This window comes from Streptomyces flaveus, from assembly GCF_014647675.1.
GTDB lineage: Bacteria > Actinomycetota > Actinomycetes > Streptomycetales > Streptomycetaceae > Streptomyces > Streptomyces flaveus.
Window position 1 is genome coordinate 135,306 of record NZ_BMPQ01000020.1, and the last position, 14,764, is coordinate 150,069.

Sequence of the window (14,764 nt, forward strand, 5' to 3'; positions counted from 1 at the left end):
GCTATGCCTCCCAGGTGACGGTGAGTTCGTTGCGGCGGCCGAAGCGTTCGAGATGGCTGCTCACCACGCCCTGGATGGTGGTGAGCGTGGTCGCGTCGGGTGAGGTGACGCGAATCAGCAGGTGGTCGTCCGCGGGCTGGAGTACGACCTCGGTTTCCTGGAAGGTGAGGCGGTGGTCACCGTCGGGAGTCTCCTCGACGGGGATCTTGCGGCCGAAGTGCGAGGCGAACTGCTTGGCGTAGCGCGGGGCGGCGTCGGTGGTGACGCGGCCGAGGGATGAAGGCATGGATGGCTCCTGGGTGGGGGATCGGGTGGGCCCACTGCTTGGGGTGCGGTCAGCCGACCAGCGCGGGAACTGTGGCCGTTGCGGACAGGTCGATGGTGTGGTGGGTGTGCTGGGCCTTGGCGTGCAGGTAGCGCAGGTTGCTGGGCGTGCTGTGCACGCCGGTGGGGACGGTCCGGGTGACCGAGATGCCGAGGTCGCGCAACTGCCGTGCCTTGTCGGGGTTGTTGGTGAGCAGGTCCGGCTCGGCGACACCGAGGGCGGTGAGCATCTGGGCGGCGGCGGTGTAGTCGCGGCCGTCCTCGGGCAGGCCGAGCGCGGTGTTGGCCTCGTAGGTGTCCAGGCCCGCGTCCTGCAGGGCGTAGGCGTCGAGCTTGTTGTAGAGGCCGATGCCGCGGCCCTCCTGGCGCAGGTAGAGCAGCACGCCGCCGGTGGCGGTGATGCGCTCAACGGCTTCGCGCAGCTGAGGGCCGCAGTCGCAGCGCGCCGAGCCGAACACGTCTCCGGTCAGGCACTCGGAGTGCAGCCGCACCAGCGGTGACGGCGCCGCGGTGGGGTCGCCGAGGACGAACGCCACATGCTCCTTGCCGTCGGCCAGTCCATGGAAGGTGACGGCATCGGCGGTGACCTCGTAGCCGTCGGCGAAGCGCAGCGGGATGGTCACGCGAGTGCGCACCGAAGCGCTGGCCAGAAGGGTGTGGCCTGCGGAGAGGACGGCGTCCATGGCTGCTCCTCGGGGTAGGACGGAGATGCGTACAGATTCAAATTTGAACCGCGTCTAGACGATAGCGCGTGATTCAAATTTTGAACAACCCGCCTCCGCGTGGCGCCGCTCACACCGTCCAGCTCAACGCCGCCCCGGAGCGCGGGATGCGCATGAACGGGTGCGTCGCCGCCGCTGCTCCAGCGACGTGCGCGCCACCTACACCGCCCTCACTGACGACGACCGCCGCCCGGGGAGGGAGGGGCGCTCCACGACCTACCGGCAACTCACCTCGTAGGTCGCGGAGGCGGCACCGGGCTCCCCGTCGGCGTGCCACCCCTCGCTCCCGCCGTCCCTCCTCACCCGTCTGAGGGGAACCCGGCGGTGAGGTAGGCCAACAGCTGTCCCGGTGCGTCTTCCTGGAGGAGGTGGCCCGCGCCCTCGATCCAGTGCAGCTCGGCGTGCGGGATGCGCTCGTGCAGCCATTCGGCGTACTCCGGGGGGAGGATGCGGTCCTCGCGGCCCCAGATGAGGCGTACCGGAAGGGACATCCCGCCCAGCAAGTGCTCGTACGCGGCGGTGTCCGCCTGTCTGATCTGGCTGTACTGGCGGTAGAACGCGGCCTGCCCTGCGGCTGCCCGCCACGGGGCGAGGAACGTGTCGAGGACTTCCGGCCGGAAGCCGACGTGCGTGGCGTGCCGCAGGTGGCTGGCGACCAGCGCTTCGTGCGCGTAGTCCGGAAGCTGCTGGAATACCTCCGTGTGCTCCAGGATGAGCTGGAAGAGTCCTCGCTCCCACTCACCGCCGCTCACCGCGTCGAAGAGGGTCAGGTCCCGGTAGCTCCTCTCCTCCAGCAGCAGCGTCCGCAGTGCCACGGCCCCGCCGATGTCGTGGGCGACGACGCTGGGGCAGGACAACTCCCAGTGGTCGAGGAGCCGGGCGAAGTTCCTCGCGTGAGCCGCCAGGCTGAGGTCCTGGCCCTCGTGCTGATCCGACTGGCCGAAGCCGAGATGGTCGAAGACGAAGACCGTGCGGGTACGGGCGAGCGCTGGAGCGATGTCCCGCCAGAGAAAGGAGGAATACGGGGTGCCGTGCACCAGCACGACCGGGTCTCCGCTGCCAAGGCGCCTCCACCGCACCGTCCCGTCGGGCGTCTCGAACTCCTCGCCCAGTGTCCATTTCACCCTTGGTCTCCTCTTCTGCGGCCTGACCAGCACCTTTCACCAGGAGCATCCCGACGCTGCCCTGCCAGGAGGTCCAATGCCTCCCGAACTCATCAACACCACCCTTCCGCCAACAGCCAGTTGCGCTCAGTCATCGTCAGCCGCAGCTCGACATAGCCGGCGTCATCGCAGTGGCGCCGACTCCGCCCGACCGCTTCACCCCACCGTTCTCGGACACCGGGTTTCCGGGACGGAGGGGCTGATGCGCGGACCGCGCGAAAGATGCCGTCGGCTGCCGGCCTCACTCAGGCCCTCGGTCCTCCGGTGTCGTCGGCGGCTCTGTGGGCGTGGGCGCGGGCGGGCGGAAGAGGACGGCCCGGGCCACGGGCGGGGCGAACAGGGCGGTGACGGGCGCGGAGAGGGTCACTACGGAGCGGAAGGCGCGCCCCACGACAGGGGCGCCGGTGGCCCGCTCCTGGACTCGGCGCAGGTACCAGTCGGCGACGCGGTCCGCGGGCCCGCCGACGACCGCGGTGCCGACCGCGCCCGGCATCTTGCGGTCCGCCCCGGCAGAGATGTCCCACGCCTGCCGGGACGCCGCCAGGAGCGCCCGCCGCACGCGCCTCGTCGTGGGCGTCCGGCGCGGATCGGCCAGTGCGTCGCGCAGGGCGACCGCGCTCATCGCGGCGACGGCCATGCCCTGCCCGTAGATCGGGTTGAAGGTGCACAGCGCGTCGCCGGTGGCGAGGAAGCCGGCCGGGCGACGGCCCGGCAGATCGTAGCGGCGGCGGATGTTCGCGGTCCGCCGGTAGCCGAACGCCGACGAGAGCGGCTCGGCGTCGTCCAGCCACCGGTGCAGGAGCGGATGCGGCAGCCTCTTGGTGTACGTCACGAACTCGTCGTCGTCCGTGGGCGGTTCGTCGCCGCGCAGCCCCGAGACGATGACCAGATGGGTGCCGTCCTCCAGCGGCAGCGCACCGCCGGCGTGGACCTCGGCGGGGCTGGGGTAGACGTAGTAGCCGACGGTGTCGCCGTCGAGGATGCCGCTTCTGCCGCGGTAGACGCGGGAGGCGTACGCGAGGCCGGTGTCGATGGTCTCCTCGTGCGGGGCCTCGGCGCCGATCGCCGCGAGCCACTGCGGAGCCTTCGTGCCGCTGCCGGAGGCGTCGACCACCAGGTCGGCCTCGAGGGCCCGCTGCTTTTCGCGGGCGTCGCCGGAGCGATCCCGCAGCAGCACACCCCGCACGCGCGAGGCGTCACCGAGGAGCCCGACGACACCCGTCCCCTCCACCGCGCTGATCACCGGATTGGCGAGAACCCGCCGCCGCACCAGCTCCTCGAGCTGCGCGCGCGAACCGGTGTAGATGTGCGTCGTCGCGGGCAGCCGCCGGAACCAGCGCCCGTCCTGCCGCTGCACCATGTCCGAGGGCAAGCCCACCCGCGGCGCCCCCGCCACCCGCAGCTCCGCCAGGAAGCCCGGCAGCAGCGACTCCAGGGCCACCTGCCCGCCCTCCAGCAGGACATGCGGATGCCGACCCTGCGGTACGCCGGGCCGCGGCTTGGTCCCGTCCGGGAACCGGTCGCGCTCGACGACGGTCACCCGCTCGGCGTGCCCGGCCAGGACATGCGCCGCAAGCAGTCCCGCGAGGCTCCCGCCCACGACGACCGCATGCCGCCCGCTCCGGCCGCCGCCCACACCCCAACGGCCCGTTTCTCCGGCAGAGTTCACCAATCCGCTCCCCTGGTCGCCACGTCGTGAGAAGGCACCACTATCCCGCTCTGTCAAGGGGGGTTGACCGCGTTCCGGCCGTTCTGCGCGTCCCGAATACGCCCGCCCCGGATCGCTCCCCCGGCCCCGCCGTCAGGGCCGCAACGCGCAACCAGTGCACACCAGCACGGGAACTGCCGGGAAAGCCCAGGTCAGCGAAGGCAAACCGATGCCCCGCGGCCCCACTCCGACGCTGGGGTGAAAACCTCCCGCGGTTGATCATCAGGCTGCGGGAGGTGTCACCTCAGCGTCGACTCTTTGTGCGGGGCATCCTCCGGTCCATCGACAGCCGGTCGCGCGTCAGGCCTCGTCCGGCGTCAGCCGCAGCGAGATCGAGTTGATGCTGTACCGCTGGTCCGTGGGGGTCGGGTAGCCCTCGCCCTCGAAGACGTGGCCCAGGTGTGAGCCGCACATGGCACACCGCACCTCCGTCCGCACCATCCCGTGCGAGCGGTCCGCGATCAGCTCGACGTTGTCCGCCGACTTGGGGTCGTAGAAGGAGGGCCAGCCGCAGTGGCTCGCGGATTCACGCGTCCCAGGACGCTCAACTCCCTCCCGGGAACCGACGCCCGACCTGAACGTCAACCACCTGCGCACACTTCTCGCCGATACGGATGAAATGTAATCAGGATTGCCGCAAATGTAACTCTGACGTCGTTACATTTGCGGCGTGCCGACCGACCTGAATGCACTGATCACGCGCCTACGCGCCGCAGGGGGCGATTGCGACGACATCGAGGTGAAGTCCGCCGCCGGTGGGCTACCGCAGTCGCTCGCCTCGACGCTCAGCGCGCTGGCCAACCTCCCCGGAGGCGGCACTGTAATTCTGGGCCTCGACGAACGGACCGGGTTCCGCCCCTCCCCATTGACCGACCCGCAGGCCCTGAAGCAGGGGCTCGCGCTCAAAGCCCGCTCCTTCACACCTCCGGTGCGCCTCACCATCAGCGATGCAGAGTCCGACGGCCAGCCGGTGATCGTGGCGCAGGTGCACGAGTGCGATCCATCGGCCAAGCCCTGCCGAATCACCGCATCCGGCGCCTCGTACCTCCGCGGGTACGACGGTGATTTCCAGCTCTCCCCTCTCGAGGAACAAGCTTTCCTCGCCGCACGCAGCGCACCCCGCTTCGACCGAAACCCGGTCACAGACGCGACCATCGACGACCTGGACAAGGAGCTCACCGCCGAGTTCCTCAGCTCGGTACGGCAGCACGACCCCCACGGTCTCGGCCGCTTCACCGACGACAGCGAACTACTCTGCCGCGCAGGAGCCGTCACCCCAGGCAGCACCCCCACCGTGGCAGGGCTCCTCACCCTCGGAGTACACCCCCAGCAGTTCTTCCCACGCTTCATCGTCCAAGCCTCCGCCGAACCCGAAGACGGCCACCCCACCGCCAGCCGGGCACGCAACCAGACCACCATCACCGGACCGATCCCCCGCATGCTCGACGCCGCCCTGGACTGGGCCCGACGCTCCTTCGGCACGACCATCGTCTCGACCCCCGACGGCACCGTCCGCGATCAGCCCGACTACCCCTACATCGCCTTCCGCGAACTGATCGCCAACGCACTCGTCCACCGCGACCTCGACCACTGGTCCACGGGTATGGCCGTCGAAGTACGCCTGCGCCGCGACCGGCTGGTGATCTCCAACCCCGGCGGCCTGTACGGCATCACCGTCGACCGCCTCGGCCACGACGCCGTCACCTCCGCCCGCAACGCCCGCCTCGTCGCCCTCTGCCAGCACGCCCGCACTCCTGAATCCGGCGCCCGCGTCATCGAAGCCCTCGCCACCGGAATCCCCACCGTGAACGAGGCGCTGACCCACGCCGGACTGCCACCGGCCCGCTACATGGACGCAGGAATCCGCTTCACCGTCCTCCTGCACCGCACCGCGGACACTCCCGCAGCTCCTCGGCTCCACACCAACGCGCTGCGGGTTTACGACGCCCTTGCCGCAGCACCCCGCAGCGTCGCAGAACTCCACCAACAACTCGACCTCACCGCACCCAACATCAGGAAGATCCTGCGCGACTTGCGCGAGCGGGGCCTCGTCGAGCAGCTCGGAGGAAAGGGGCGCTCCACGACGTACCGGCAACTCGCCTCGTAGGTCGAGGCGATCGAGGGCCGGGAGGGGTTCGGGAGGAAACGGCACAGCGTCCATCCGGAGTCCACCACTCAGGGGAGGCCCCATACCGGCTTACTCCCCGCAGGTAGCCTGCCGCCCATGACGCGTACACAGCGCACCGGAGCACAGCCGACCCCACAACGGGCCACGGACGAGGAGGGCGTACGCCTGCCACGGCTGCGCTTCAAGGACGTCGTGGTGCGAGGAGCAGTGCAGGGAATCGCCGCCGTCGCCCTGCTCTTTATCGGCACACTCTTCGTCGCCGACCATCATGACCGCGAGACGTTCCTTGCCGTGGTGGGAGGGTTCTCCATGGTCTTCGCCGGAGTGGGGATCGTGGTCGGAGTCTGGTTCTGGACGGCGTGCTCGGGCGACATCAGACGCTGGCGGGACTGGCGCACCATCACCGGCCAGTACGAAGGCGTCACCATCATGGCACCGGTTCTCGTACGGGCGGGAGTCCTCGCCCTTGTGCTCTTCCCCGGCGCGCTCGGGCTCTACCACCTGGTCGACAACGCCGCTTACGACAGCTGGCTGTACGGGAGTTGAGCACCATTCCATCGCCGATGTCGACGGCAGCCTCGACGACGTCAGCGACGAAGAACTCGCCCGCCGGCGCCGCAGCCGCTACGTTCAGCGCTGTTGTGTTCGTGTCGGCGTCAATGTACTCGTGTGATCCAAACGAAACTGTGGGCCGACTTGGGCTGCCCTGCTGACCACCGCCTGCTTCAGGTGTAGCGGCGCAGAACCAGGCGGCGTCCGCCGTTCTCCTCGAGCGTGTCCGATTCGACGTCGTAGCCGTGGTCCTCGGCGTAGCGGAGTGCGGCGGCGTGGCCGTAGGCGCGGGCGACCTTGGTCAGCCATGGCTGGTCGTAGCGGGACCGGTCGAACTCGCTGATGACGGCTTCGAAGGTGCCGTCGTCGCCGCGGCGGAAGCCGATGTCATTGCTGAGGCGGCCGATGTGGGCGCGGCGGATGATCACTTCGGCGCGGTCCGGGCGGGCGTCGCCCTGATAGCCGTAGAGGGGCTGGGGCGTGTCGTGGGTCTCGACGGTGGTGAACCCGACCGTGGCGAGGGCCTGGACGAGCAGGTCGGGGTCGCGCAGCGCGGTGCGGACGCGGGTGAAGTGCGACATGACGATTCCTTGGGGTCGGAGACGGGAGAGGCGGCGCAGCCGGGCGTTCACGCCAGGCGGACGACCGGCTGTCTGTCCAGGACGAGGGTCTGACGGCGCAGGTCGTAGGCGGTGACGGTGAGTCGCTTGTGGGCGTCGATGCGGAACTCGATGCGGAAGCGGTCCTCTCCGGCCGTGGCCGGGGGATCGGCTTCCAGGAAGGTGGGGCTGTCCTCGTTGAGCCAGAGCATGGACCGCTGCTGGCGCTGCTGCGGGGTGACGGTGACGGTACGGGCGCCGCCGCCGGCGTCGAAGGAGATCTCCAACTCGGCACTGGCGTCGCGGTAGGTGGCGTGGGCGAGTTCGTAGACGGCCAGGCCGAGTCGGCGCTGCCGATCGTGCACCGCCCTGACGGTGAGCGTCTTGACCGGTTCCTCGGTGGGATAGGCGGTGCCGGCTTCCACCAGGGTCTCGAACTCGTAGGCGCCGGTGTCGTGGTCGACATGCCGGATGGCGTAGTCGTGCTGGATGTGGTCGAACAACTCGCTGCCGCCCGCGATGCCGGCCGCCCCGGCGGCCACCGCCTCCAAGGGCCGGTCCAGGTGCACCACTTCGGGGTCGAAATGCAGATGCACCAGGTCCTGCACAGCCGGAATGAGGCAGCTGCCGCCGACGAGGAAGACACCCCGGATGTCCTCGCTGCCGAAGCCGCGCCCGGTCGCGGAGTCCAGGCAGGAGCGCAGGGCCTGGTTGATCCGGCGCAGCACGCCCTTGTCGCGCAGGAGGGCGTCGAACTCGCCGCGGGTGACCGTGACCTGGTGCACACGGTCGCTGCGGGCGTCGGCGGCGCGGATGACGGCCTGCTCGGCGGTGGCCAGTTCCCGTTTGGCCCGCTCGGCGGAGGCCAGGAGGCGGCGGAAGACCTGGTTGCGGCCGATCTGGTCACCGTGCGGCAGGGCGAGATGGCTAAGGGCGTGTTCGGCGAGGAACGCGTCGATGGTGTTGCCGCCCAGGTCCAGCCCCCGCTTCGCGATCGTGCGCACCCCCGCGCCGGAGCCCGCCTCGTCGGGCTCCTGCACCCGGACGACGGAGACGTCGAGGGTGCCGGCCCCGAAGTCGATCACGGCGAACGCGTCACCGGGGTTGAGCCGGGCGCTGTAGCCGACGGCGGCCGCGGTGGCCTCGTCGACGATGCGGAGGCGAGCGGCGGGAAGGCCCTCGCGGACCTCGCGCACCAGCCAGTCGCGGTAGCCGTCGAAGGACTCCACGGGCGCGGTGGCGACGATCTCCAGGTCGTCGTCCTCGATGGTGAGCAGGGCCAGCGCCATGATGTCGCTGAGGAACTGGGTGGCCGCCTCCCGGCCGGTGACCTTGCGGTCGCCGACCGGGCGGGCCGCGTCGTAGGCGTGTCCGGCGACGTTGCTCTTGGTGGACGCGAAGACGGTGAAGCCGGGGTCGTCGTCCATCTCGGGGGTGATCTGGATGCCGAGGCGGCGGGTGGTTCCGTCGTGCGCGTAGGCGATCAGGGAGGGCACCACCCGCTGGGTGGGTCCGGGGCCGGCCTCGCGCAGCATGTCGACGCCGGGCAGCGGGATGGGGACGCCGCGGCCCGCCTCGGGGTCCCAGCCCGCGACGACGGTGTTGGCGGTGCCGAAGTCGATGCCGATACGGGTGGTCATACGTCTCCCTCACGTTCCGGGTGCTCGCCCAGTTCGATCTCGTAGTCGCCCGGCCCTACCGACCCTGCCGCCTCGCCGAGCCCGACGTCGTGCCGGAAACGGTGTTCCAGGCACATCCGCAGCAACCCCAGGGCCTGCCGGGACGATTCGTCCAGGACCGGGTGCTCCATCACCCTGACCACTGTCGTCAGCTCGTCGTGACCCATCACGCCCATGGGGTGGGCGATCCATGGACTAAGGGCGAGGGCGGTCAGGACGTAGATGTCGACGGCGCCTTCGTCCAGGCCCCCCACCGCCAGCAGATCTCCCCTCGGTGACACCCGTGCGCAACTCGCCCTGGCACGAGGCTGGTCAGCGAGGAGGGGGATCTGCTCGGACACAGGGTCTTCGGGCGGGGGTGTGTCACGCGTCGGCGGCACGTCGAGGAGTTGGAGATGCGTTCCCGTAACGGCGAGGAACCGGTCCAGTGCGGGGGACCAGGCGAGGTGGATCGGGGATGTCCCGTACGTCCAGGGATGGGTCGTAACCGGCGTCTGTGAGTTCGTGAGAGGTTCGTGCCACACATGCAGCCCGCCGGAGTTGGTGCCGCAGACGAGAGCGGAAGGCGAGAGGGCGGCCGAGTTCGCGTTGCGTCTGAAGACTCCGGGTCCACTGAGCTTGTTCACAGCAGAGTCGGCGAGGTCGGCGACCACGATGTTGCTGGGGTCGTCGACCACGGCGATCAGCCGCCCCTCCGCATCCACTACGGCGGTCCTCGGAGTGATACGCCCCTGCACGCGCAGCATGCCGCTGTCGGAGAGGTGCCCGCCGGAGCGGCCGGTGAACACCGTCCACGCGGCCGGCACTTCGGGGTTTTTTGCGGTCACGATGAAGGCACGGTCTCCGGCGATGCGCTCCACGTCGCGCACATCGCCGGGCTGGTCGTAGAGCGCCCGCGTGCCGCTCTCGTCGGCGTAGTGGATCCGCTTGCCCGCCACGACGATCATGGCGTCAGAGCCCAAATGCGCGATCCGCTGTGCCGGATGGGGGAGGTCGTCGTCCAGCCACACCAGGGTCAGGCTGCCGAGATCCACGATCCCCGCGCAGTGCCTGGGCCCTCGTCCGGCGAAGGCGAGTTGGGTGCCGTCCGGGGCGAAGTCGAGAGCGTGAACCGCGATCGGCTGCTCGCCGGTGTCGGTCGGCCAGATACGGGTGCGGGGGAGGGAGCTGAACGGACCTACGCCGGCCAGGGCTTCCACGAACCGGCCTACGGCAATCGAGTCCGCGGCACGCAGTGCTTCGAAGACACGGCGGTCGTCCTCGTCCTTCGGCCGCCAGTCACCGAACTCGTCGGCCGTCTGCACCGCTTCGGGCAGCGACATCAGCAACGTGAGGGACCACAGGCGGTCCCAGTCACGCCGCTCCGCCAACTGCTCTGCCACATACGCACGTTCGTTCTCGGAGAGGTAGGCGAAGTCCGCCTGCTGGGAACTCTGTCCCGCCAGCACGCGCACCACGTCCAGGATGCCCAGTCCGCTCATCTCGACCCGCAGAACCGAGCGCTCCTCGTCGGAGGCGCCCCGGTAGCCGAGCGTCAGGAGAGAGCCGTCGGGATCCAGCGCCTGATACTGCTCCAGCTGCCTGGTGCGTACGAAGAAGATGGCGCGCTGGACTGGATCGGCGGGCGCGAGGTGATGCTCAGCGCAGAAGGCCGCCGCGCTGGAGGAGTCCAGCGCCGCCTCGCAGAACAGGTCGATGGTCTCGGGGGCGCCCTGCGTGAGCAGCCAGACCCGGGCACGTTCGCCGATGGGGTGGTCGAAGCGGAGGGCGGCATCGATGAGCGTGCGCTCTTCCAGGGGCACGTCGTCCCCGCCGAGCGCCAGGCGGCTGAGGAAACGCACTTGGAGCTCGGAGGTCGTCGGGGCGGGGCCCCAGCGCTTCAGCAGTGACCACAGCTCGGCATCCTCCTGATCGAGCCAGTCCTGCCACGCGGCGTCAACGAGCATGACCGGTAAGGGTGTTGGGCCTCCAGGGAGTCCCGCCACGAGAGGGGAAGCCCATCGTCCCGGGGACGGCCCGGACACCGACGGCATCAGCCACGACCCGAACACCGCCTCCTGGCCGTGGGTCTCCATGGAGCGGGCGACAGCGCGCAGGGCCCGGGGCGCGCCGGAATCCGCAGCGCGCAACACGGCACCCATAGCCCAGCGGCCCAGCCCGGAGTCCGGGGTGGCCCGCAGGCGCAGCACCAGCAGGGCGATCCGTACCCGCATCGGCCTCACTCCGTGCCGCCGGCGCCGAGCGCGATGTCGTGTGGCCCTCCCGGAGACACCGGGTCGGTGCCGAGAGCGATGTCCCCGCCGAAGCGATCCTCGAGCGCGCGCGCTGCGAGCCGGCGCAGCTCGTCCCAGCGCCGGTGATCGGGCAGCTCGTGTCCCAGGTAGTCGAGTTCGTCGTCCGACATCTCGGCGATGCGGTCACGCCGATCGCCGGTGACCACGACCCGGATGACGTCGGCCTCGCCCTCGGCGGCCATGGCCGTACACAGCCGCTCTCGCACATCGGGTTCCGCGGCCCGGTAGGCCAGTGCCAGCAGCGCCCCGTCCGGATCCATGGCCTGCCGTTGTTCCCGCTGCCCGAGCAACGTCAGATACGCGGCCCGGTCGGCGGGCTCCTGCGGCCCCACTACCAGCAGATCCAAGACGTCGGGCTCGGGCAGGTCCCTGGCTGCGGCCCGTACCGCTTCCAGCGCGGCCGGGTCGCCCGCGGCGCACGCCCGTACCAACTGCCGCCAGGCACGCCGGGCGCGCAGCCCGCGGGAGCCGTCACCCCGCCGGCGTGCGGCGAGTTCGGTCAGCCGGGCGGCCCGGGGTGCGCCGAGCATCTTCGCCATCCGGCTCACCAGCCCAGCTCGATCTCGTGGTTGTCGACGACCGCGACCGCCGTGCCCTGCGCGTCCCCGAGCAACACGTCGTGGCGGAACCGGTGTTCCAGGCAGGTCCGCAGCAGTGTGAGCGTCGTCCGGGACTCCTCGTCCAGCACCGGGTTCTCCAGCGCCGTGATCACCGCCGTCAGATCCTTGTGCCGCATCAGTCCCATCGGCTTGCCGATGAACGGGCGGACGGTGAGGAGGGACAGTGCGTAGAGATCGATGTGGCCTGGCAGGACGCCGCCCATGGCGAGGACATCGCCCTGGGGCGACAGACGCATGAACGGGCGGGCCCCGGGCACGGCACGGCCGAGCGGGATCGGTTTCGGCACACGTGTGCCGGGGACCGGCCCGTCGTCGTATGCCGGAGTGCCGAGGACCTTGAGGCTCGGCAGATGCACCGCGATGGCCGGCCCTCGCTGGCTGAGCGCCAGAAGCCGCTGCAGCGCGGGCGACCAGGACAGGCCGATCAGCCTTCTGTCCTCTTGGTGCTGGTGCTGCCACAGGCGCTTTGACACCGGTGCCTTCCTGGAGGTGAGCGGTTCGCGCCACACCTGCACGCGGCCCTGGTGATTCCCTCGGACAAGAAGGGACGGCGACATGGCGACGTGCGGCATGCCGTCCCCCGCGGCGGCTGTGCTGTTGCGGAGGGTTACCGCAGCCGTGGGGTCGGCGAGATCGGCGACCCGGCCAGTCCGCTCGTCGAGCACGGCGACGATCCGGCCCTCGGGGTCCAGGGTGGCCGTGAGCCCCGGGTGGTTGCGACCGCTGAACATGCCGGTGTCGACGAGTGGGCCGTCGGCTGCCCCGGTGAACAGGGTCCATTCCCCATCCTCGACACGGCCCTGTGCGGACAGCACGAGGAAGCACCGGTCACCGGCGGTACGCCGCAGCTGACGGACGTGGGCGACGCGGGTGGCCCCGAAGGAGAGCGTCTGCCGGCCCTGGCTGTCGCAGTAATGGAGCCGGGTGTGGCCGGGCCGGTGCCCGCCCCGGTCGCGTCCGGACTCCGCGACGACGACGCTGTCGGGCCCCAATTGCGCGATCCGCGTGAGGGAGCCCGTGAAGTGATACAGCCGGGAAAGCGTGTTGCTGTCGAGATCGACGATCCCGGCGCACTGGCCGGGACTGGCGAAAGCGAGCCCGCGGCCGTCCGGCGCGAAGTCGAGGTCGACGGCGTCGGTGGCCCGCTCGTCCAGGTCGCGGAGCACGATCCGGGTGTGCGGGGTGTCCCATGCCGGCGACCCGGTGGAGAGGGCCCTCACCTGCTTGGTCACCGGTCCCGCGGCGAGCAGCGTCTCGAACACACGGCGGTCGTCCGCGCCGGACGGCCGCCAGTCGCCGAACGAGTGGACCACTCGGACGGCGTCGGCGAGCGGGAGCAGCACAGTGAACGGCCACAGCTGGTCCCAGTCGCGCTGCCGGGTGAACTGCCCTATCAGATAGGCGCGTTCCTTGTGGTTGAGGGAAGCGACGTCCCTGTCCCGATGGCGTTGTCCGGCCAGCACACGGAGTATGTCGATGCCGCCGAGCCGGGTCATGGCCTCGCGCAGTGCCGAGCGCTCCTCGGACGGCGCGTCGTGGTAATGCGCGGTCAGAAGCGCTCCGTCGGGGTCCATTGCCCGGTACTGCTCGTGCTGCCCGGTGCGCAGGAAGAACACGGCGCGTTCTGCGGGGTCGGCGGGGGCGAGGTGGTGGGTCCTGCAGAACTCCACCGCGTGCGGCGCATCCGCGTCCGCGGCTGTCGCGCAGAACAGATCGACCGCCCGCGAATCGTCACAGGTCAGCAGTGTCTCGCGGGCCCGTTCACCGATGGGGTGGTCGAAGCGGGCGGCGGCGCGGGCGAGTGACCGGGCGTCGACGGTCTCACCGCCGCTGGTCTCTCCGTCGTCGCCGAGCGCCAGACGGCTGAGGAAACGCAGCTGCGGGTAGGCCATCGTCGCTGCGCGATTCCAACCCCTCAGCAAGGACCACAACTCGGGGTGGTGTTCGTAGTGCCAGTCGCTCCAGGCGGCGTCCACGAGTACGTCGGGCACGGTCGTTGCGCCGCTCGCCAGTTCCGTCACGAGCGGGGACGTCCAACGCTGCGGGGGCACCCCGGAGACCGTCGGCTCCAGCCAGGTCTGCCACACGGTCTCGGGGCCGAGGGACTTGAGGGCGCGGGCGGCAGCCCGCAGAGCCACGGGCGCACCGGAGTCGGCAGCGCGCAGCACGGCCTCCAGCGCTCTCCGGCGCCACCGGGAGTTCCGCCCGAGAAGCAGCCACAGCATCAGCACCGCGATCCGTATCCGCATGGGCCTCACTCCGTGCCGTCCCGGCCGAGGGCGATCTCGTGGTCGGCCACGAGCGCCGTTCGCGGCGCGTCACCGATCCCGATGTCGTGCCGGAACCGGTGTTTCAGGCAGGCCGACAGCACTGCCAGCCGTCCGTTCGGGGACACGGCTGTGCACGGAGGGAAGAGGTTCCTCCCGCACAGCGTGAGCAGTTGGGCCGGCGAGTCGTCGGCTGCACCGAGGAAGACCTCGAGCCGGGGATCCGAAGCTGCCGTTCCCTGTTGGGCCACCAGAAGGAAGGCACGGTCGCCCTTGATGCGCTCCAGTCCCGAGACACGGCCGGTCTCGAAGGGGAGCGGCCGCGCACCGAGGTGGTCGACCAGGAAGATCTTCTTCGCGTACGCATGGTCTGCGGCATGCGTGTGCGCCCTGGCCACGACGATCGATTCCTGTCCCGCGGGTCCCAGATGTGCCACCTGGGACAGGCGAAACTCGAAAGAGCGGTGAAGCAGCGAGCGCCGACGGCGCAGGTCCATCACGCCGGCGAAGCCGCGGTCGCTCTGCCGGCTCCCGGTGTAGGCGAGTTGCTGCCCGTCCGGCGAGAAGTCCAGGGCATGTACGGCGAACGCGCCGAAGCCGTCGGGGAGGGGCATGGGGACCGGCTCGATGCGCGACGGCATGACGGCGACCGCACTCAGGCCGTCGTCGACCACCAGCGGGTCCGCCGCGCGCAGCGCCTCGAACAAC

The 14,764-nt window shown here is 70.3% G+C and carries 12 protein-coding genes and 1 pseudogene; 2 read left to right on the forward strand and 11 right to left on the reverse strand.

The features are described from left to right. Position 1: 1 nt before the first annotated feature. The 5 genes and pseudogenes from IEZ21_RS31425 to IEZ21_RS31445 form a co-directional block, all read right to left on the reverse strand. Entirely contained in the window at positions 2 to 286 is a 285-nt protein-coding gene (locus IEZ21_RS31425) for a DUF2218 domain-containing protein (RefSeq protein WP_033328474.1), read from the reverse strand. Positions 287 to 335: 49 nt separating this feature from the next. Then, positions 336 to 1,007 (reverse strand): GTP cyclohydrolase II, encoded by a 672-nt coding sequence (locus tag IEZ21_RS31430; RefSeq protein ID WP_189325247.1) that lies wholly within the window; start codon positions 1,005 to 1,007, stop codon positions 336 to 338. 338 nt (positions 1,008 to 1,345) lie between these two features. Beyond that, positions 1,346 to 2,170, reverse strand: a complete 825-nt coding sequence (locus IEZ21_RS31435; RefSeq protein ID WP_189325248.1) for an alpha/beta fold hydrolase — start codon at positions 2,168 to 2,170, stop codon at positions 1,346 to 1,348. A gap of 280 nt (positions 2,171 to 2,450) precedes the next feature. Continuing rightward, the gene (locus IEZ21_RS31440) at positions 2,451 to 3,809 is read right to left on the reverse strand and encodes an FAD-dependent oxidoreductase (RefSeq protein WP_189325275.1); all 1,359 of its coding nucleotides are present in this window, start codon (positions 3,807 to 3,809) and stop codon (positions 2,451 to 2,453) included. A gap of 408 nt (positions 3,810 to 4,217) precedes the next feature. Continuing rightward, positions 4,218 to 4,439 (reverse strand): annotated as a pseudogene (locus IEZ21_RS31445) (peptide-methionine (R)-S-oxide reductase); the annotation flags it as partial. A gap of 148 nt (positions 4,440 to 4,587) precedes the next feature. On the opposite strand from IEZ21_RS31445, the gene IEZ21_RS31450 reads away from it, so the two are divergent. Both IEZ21_RS31450 and IEZ21_RS31455 read left to right on the forward strand, forming a co-directional pair. After that, positions 4,588 to 6,024, forward strand: coding sequence for an ATP-binding protein (locus IEZ21_RS31450; RefSeq protein WP_189325249.1), 1,437 nt, complete (start codon positions 4,588 to 4,590; stop codon positions 6,022 to 6,024). A 117-nt stretch (positions 6,025 to 6,141) separates the two neighbouring features. Further along, complete coding sequence (locus IEZ21_RS31455; protein WP_220450458.1) at positions 6,142 to 6,591, forward strand: DUF6336 family protein; 450 nt, start codon at positions 6,142 to 6,144, stop codon at positions 6,589 to 6,591. A gap of 179 nt (positions 6,592 to 6,770) precedes the next feature. Here the strand turns inward: IEZ21_RS31455 and IEZ21_RS31460 are convergent, their stop codons facing one another. The 6 genes from IEZ21_RS31460 to IEZ21_RS31485 all read right to left on the reverse strand — a co-directional run. Continuing rightward, positions 6,771 to 7,178, reverse strand: a complete 408-nt coding sequence (locus IEZ21_RS31460) for a DUF1257 domain-containing protein (protein ID WP_189325250.1) — start codon at positions 7,176 to 7,178, stop codon at positions 6,771 to 6,773. A gap of 47 nt (positions 7,179 to 7,225) precedes the next feature. Continuing rightward, positions 7,226 to 8,836, reverse strand: a complete 1,611-nt coding sequence (locus IEZ21_RS31465; protein WP_189325251.1) for an Hsp70 family protein — start codon at positions 8,834 to 8,836, stop codon at positions 7,226 to 7,228. Then, a complete protein-coding gene (locus IEZ21_RS31470) occupies positions 8,833 to 11,088 on the reverse strand; it encodes a WD40 repeat domain-containing protein (RefSeq protein ID WP_189325252.1) in 2,256 nt (751 codons plus the stop codon). Before IEZ21_RS31470 ends, IEZ21_RS31465 begins: the two co-directional genes overlap by 4 nt. Before the next feature lie 5 nt (positions 11,089 to 11,093). Beyond that, on the reverse strand, positions 11,094 to 11,708 hold the full coding sequence (locus IEZ21_RS31475; protein WP_189325253.1) for a hypothetical protein: 615 nt from the start codon (positions 11,706 to 11,708) through the stop codon (positions 11,094 to 11,096). A 5-nt stretch (positions 11,709 to 11,713) separates the two neighbouring features. Continuing rightward, a complete protein-coding gene (locus IEZ21_RS31480) occupies positions 11,714 to 14,038 on the reverse strand; it encodes a WD40 repeat domain-containing protein (RefSeq protein WP_189325254.1) in 2,325 nt (774 codons plus the stop codon). 5 nt (positions 14,039 to 14,043) lie between these two features. Next, on the reverse strand, positions 14,044 to 14,764 hold a 721-nt coding region (locus IEZ21_RS31485), incomplete at its 5' end, for a hypothetical protein (protein ID WP_189325255.1).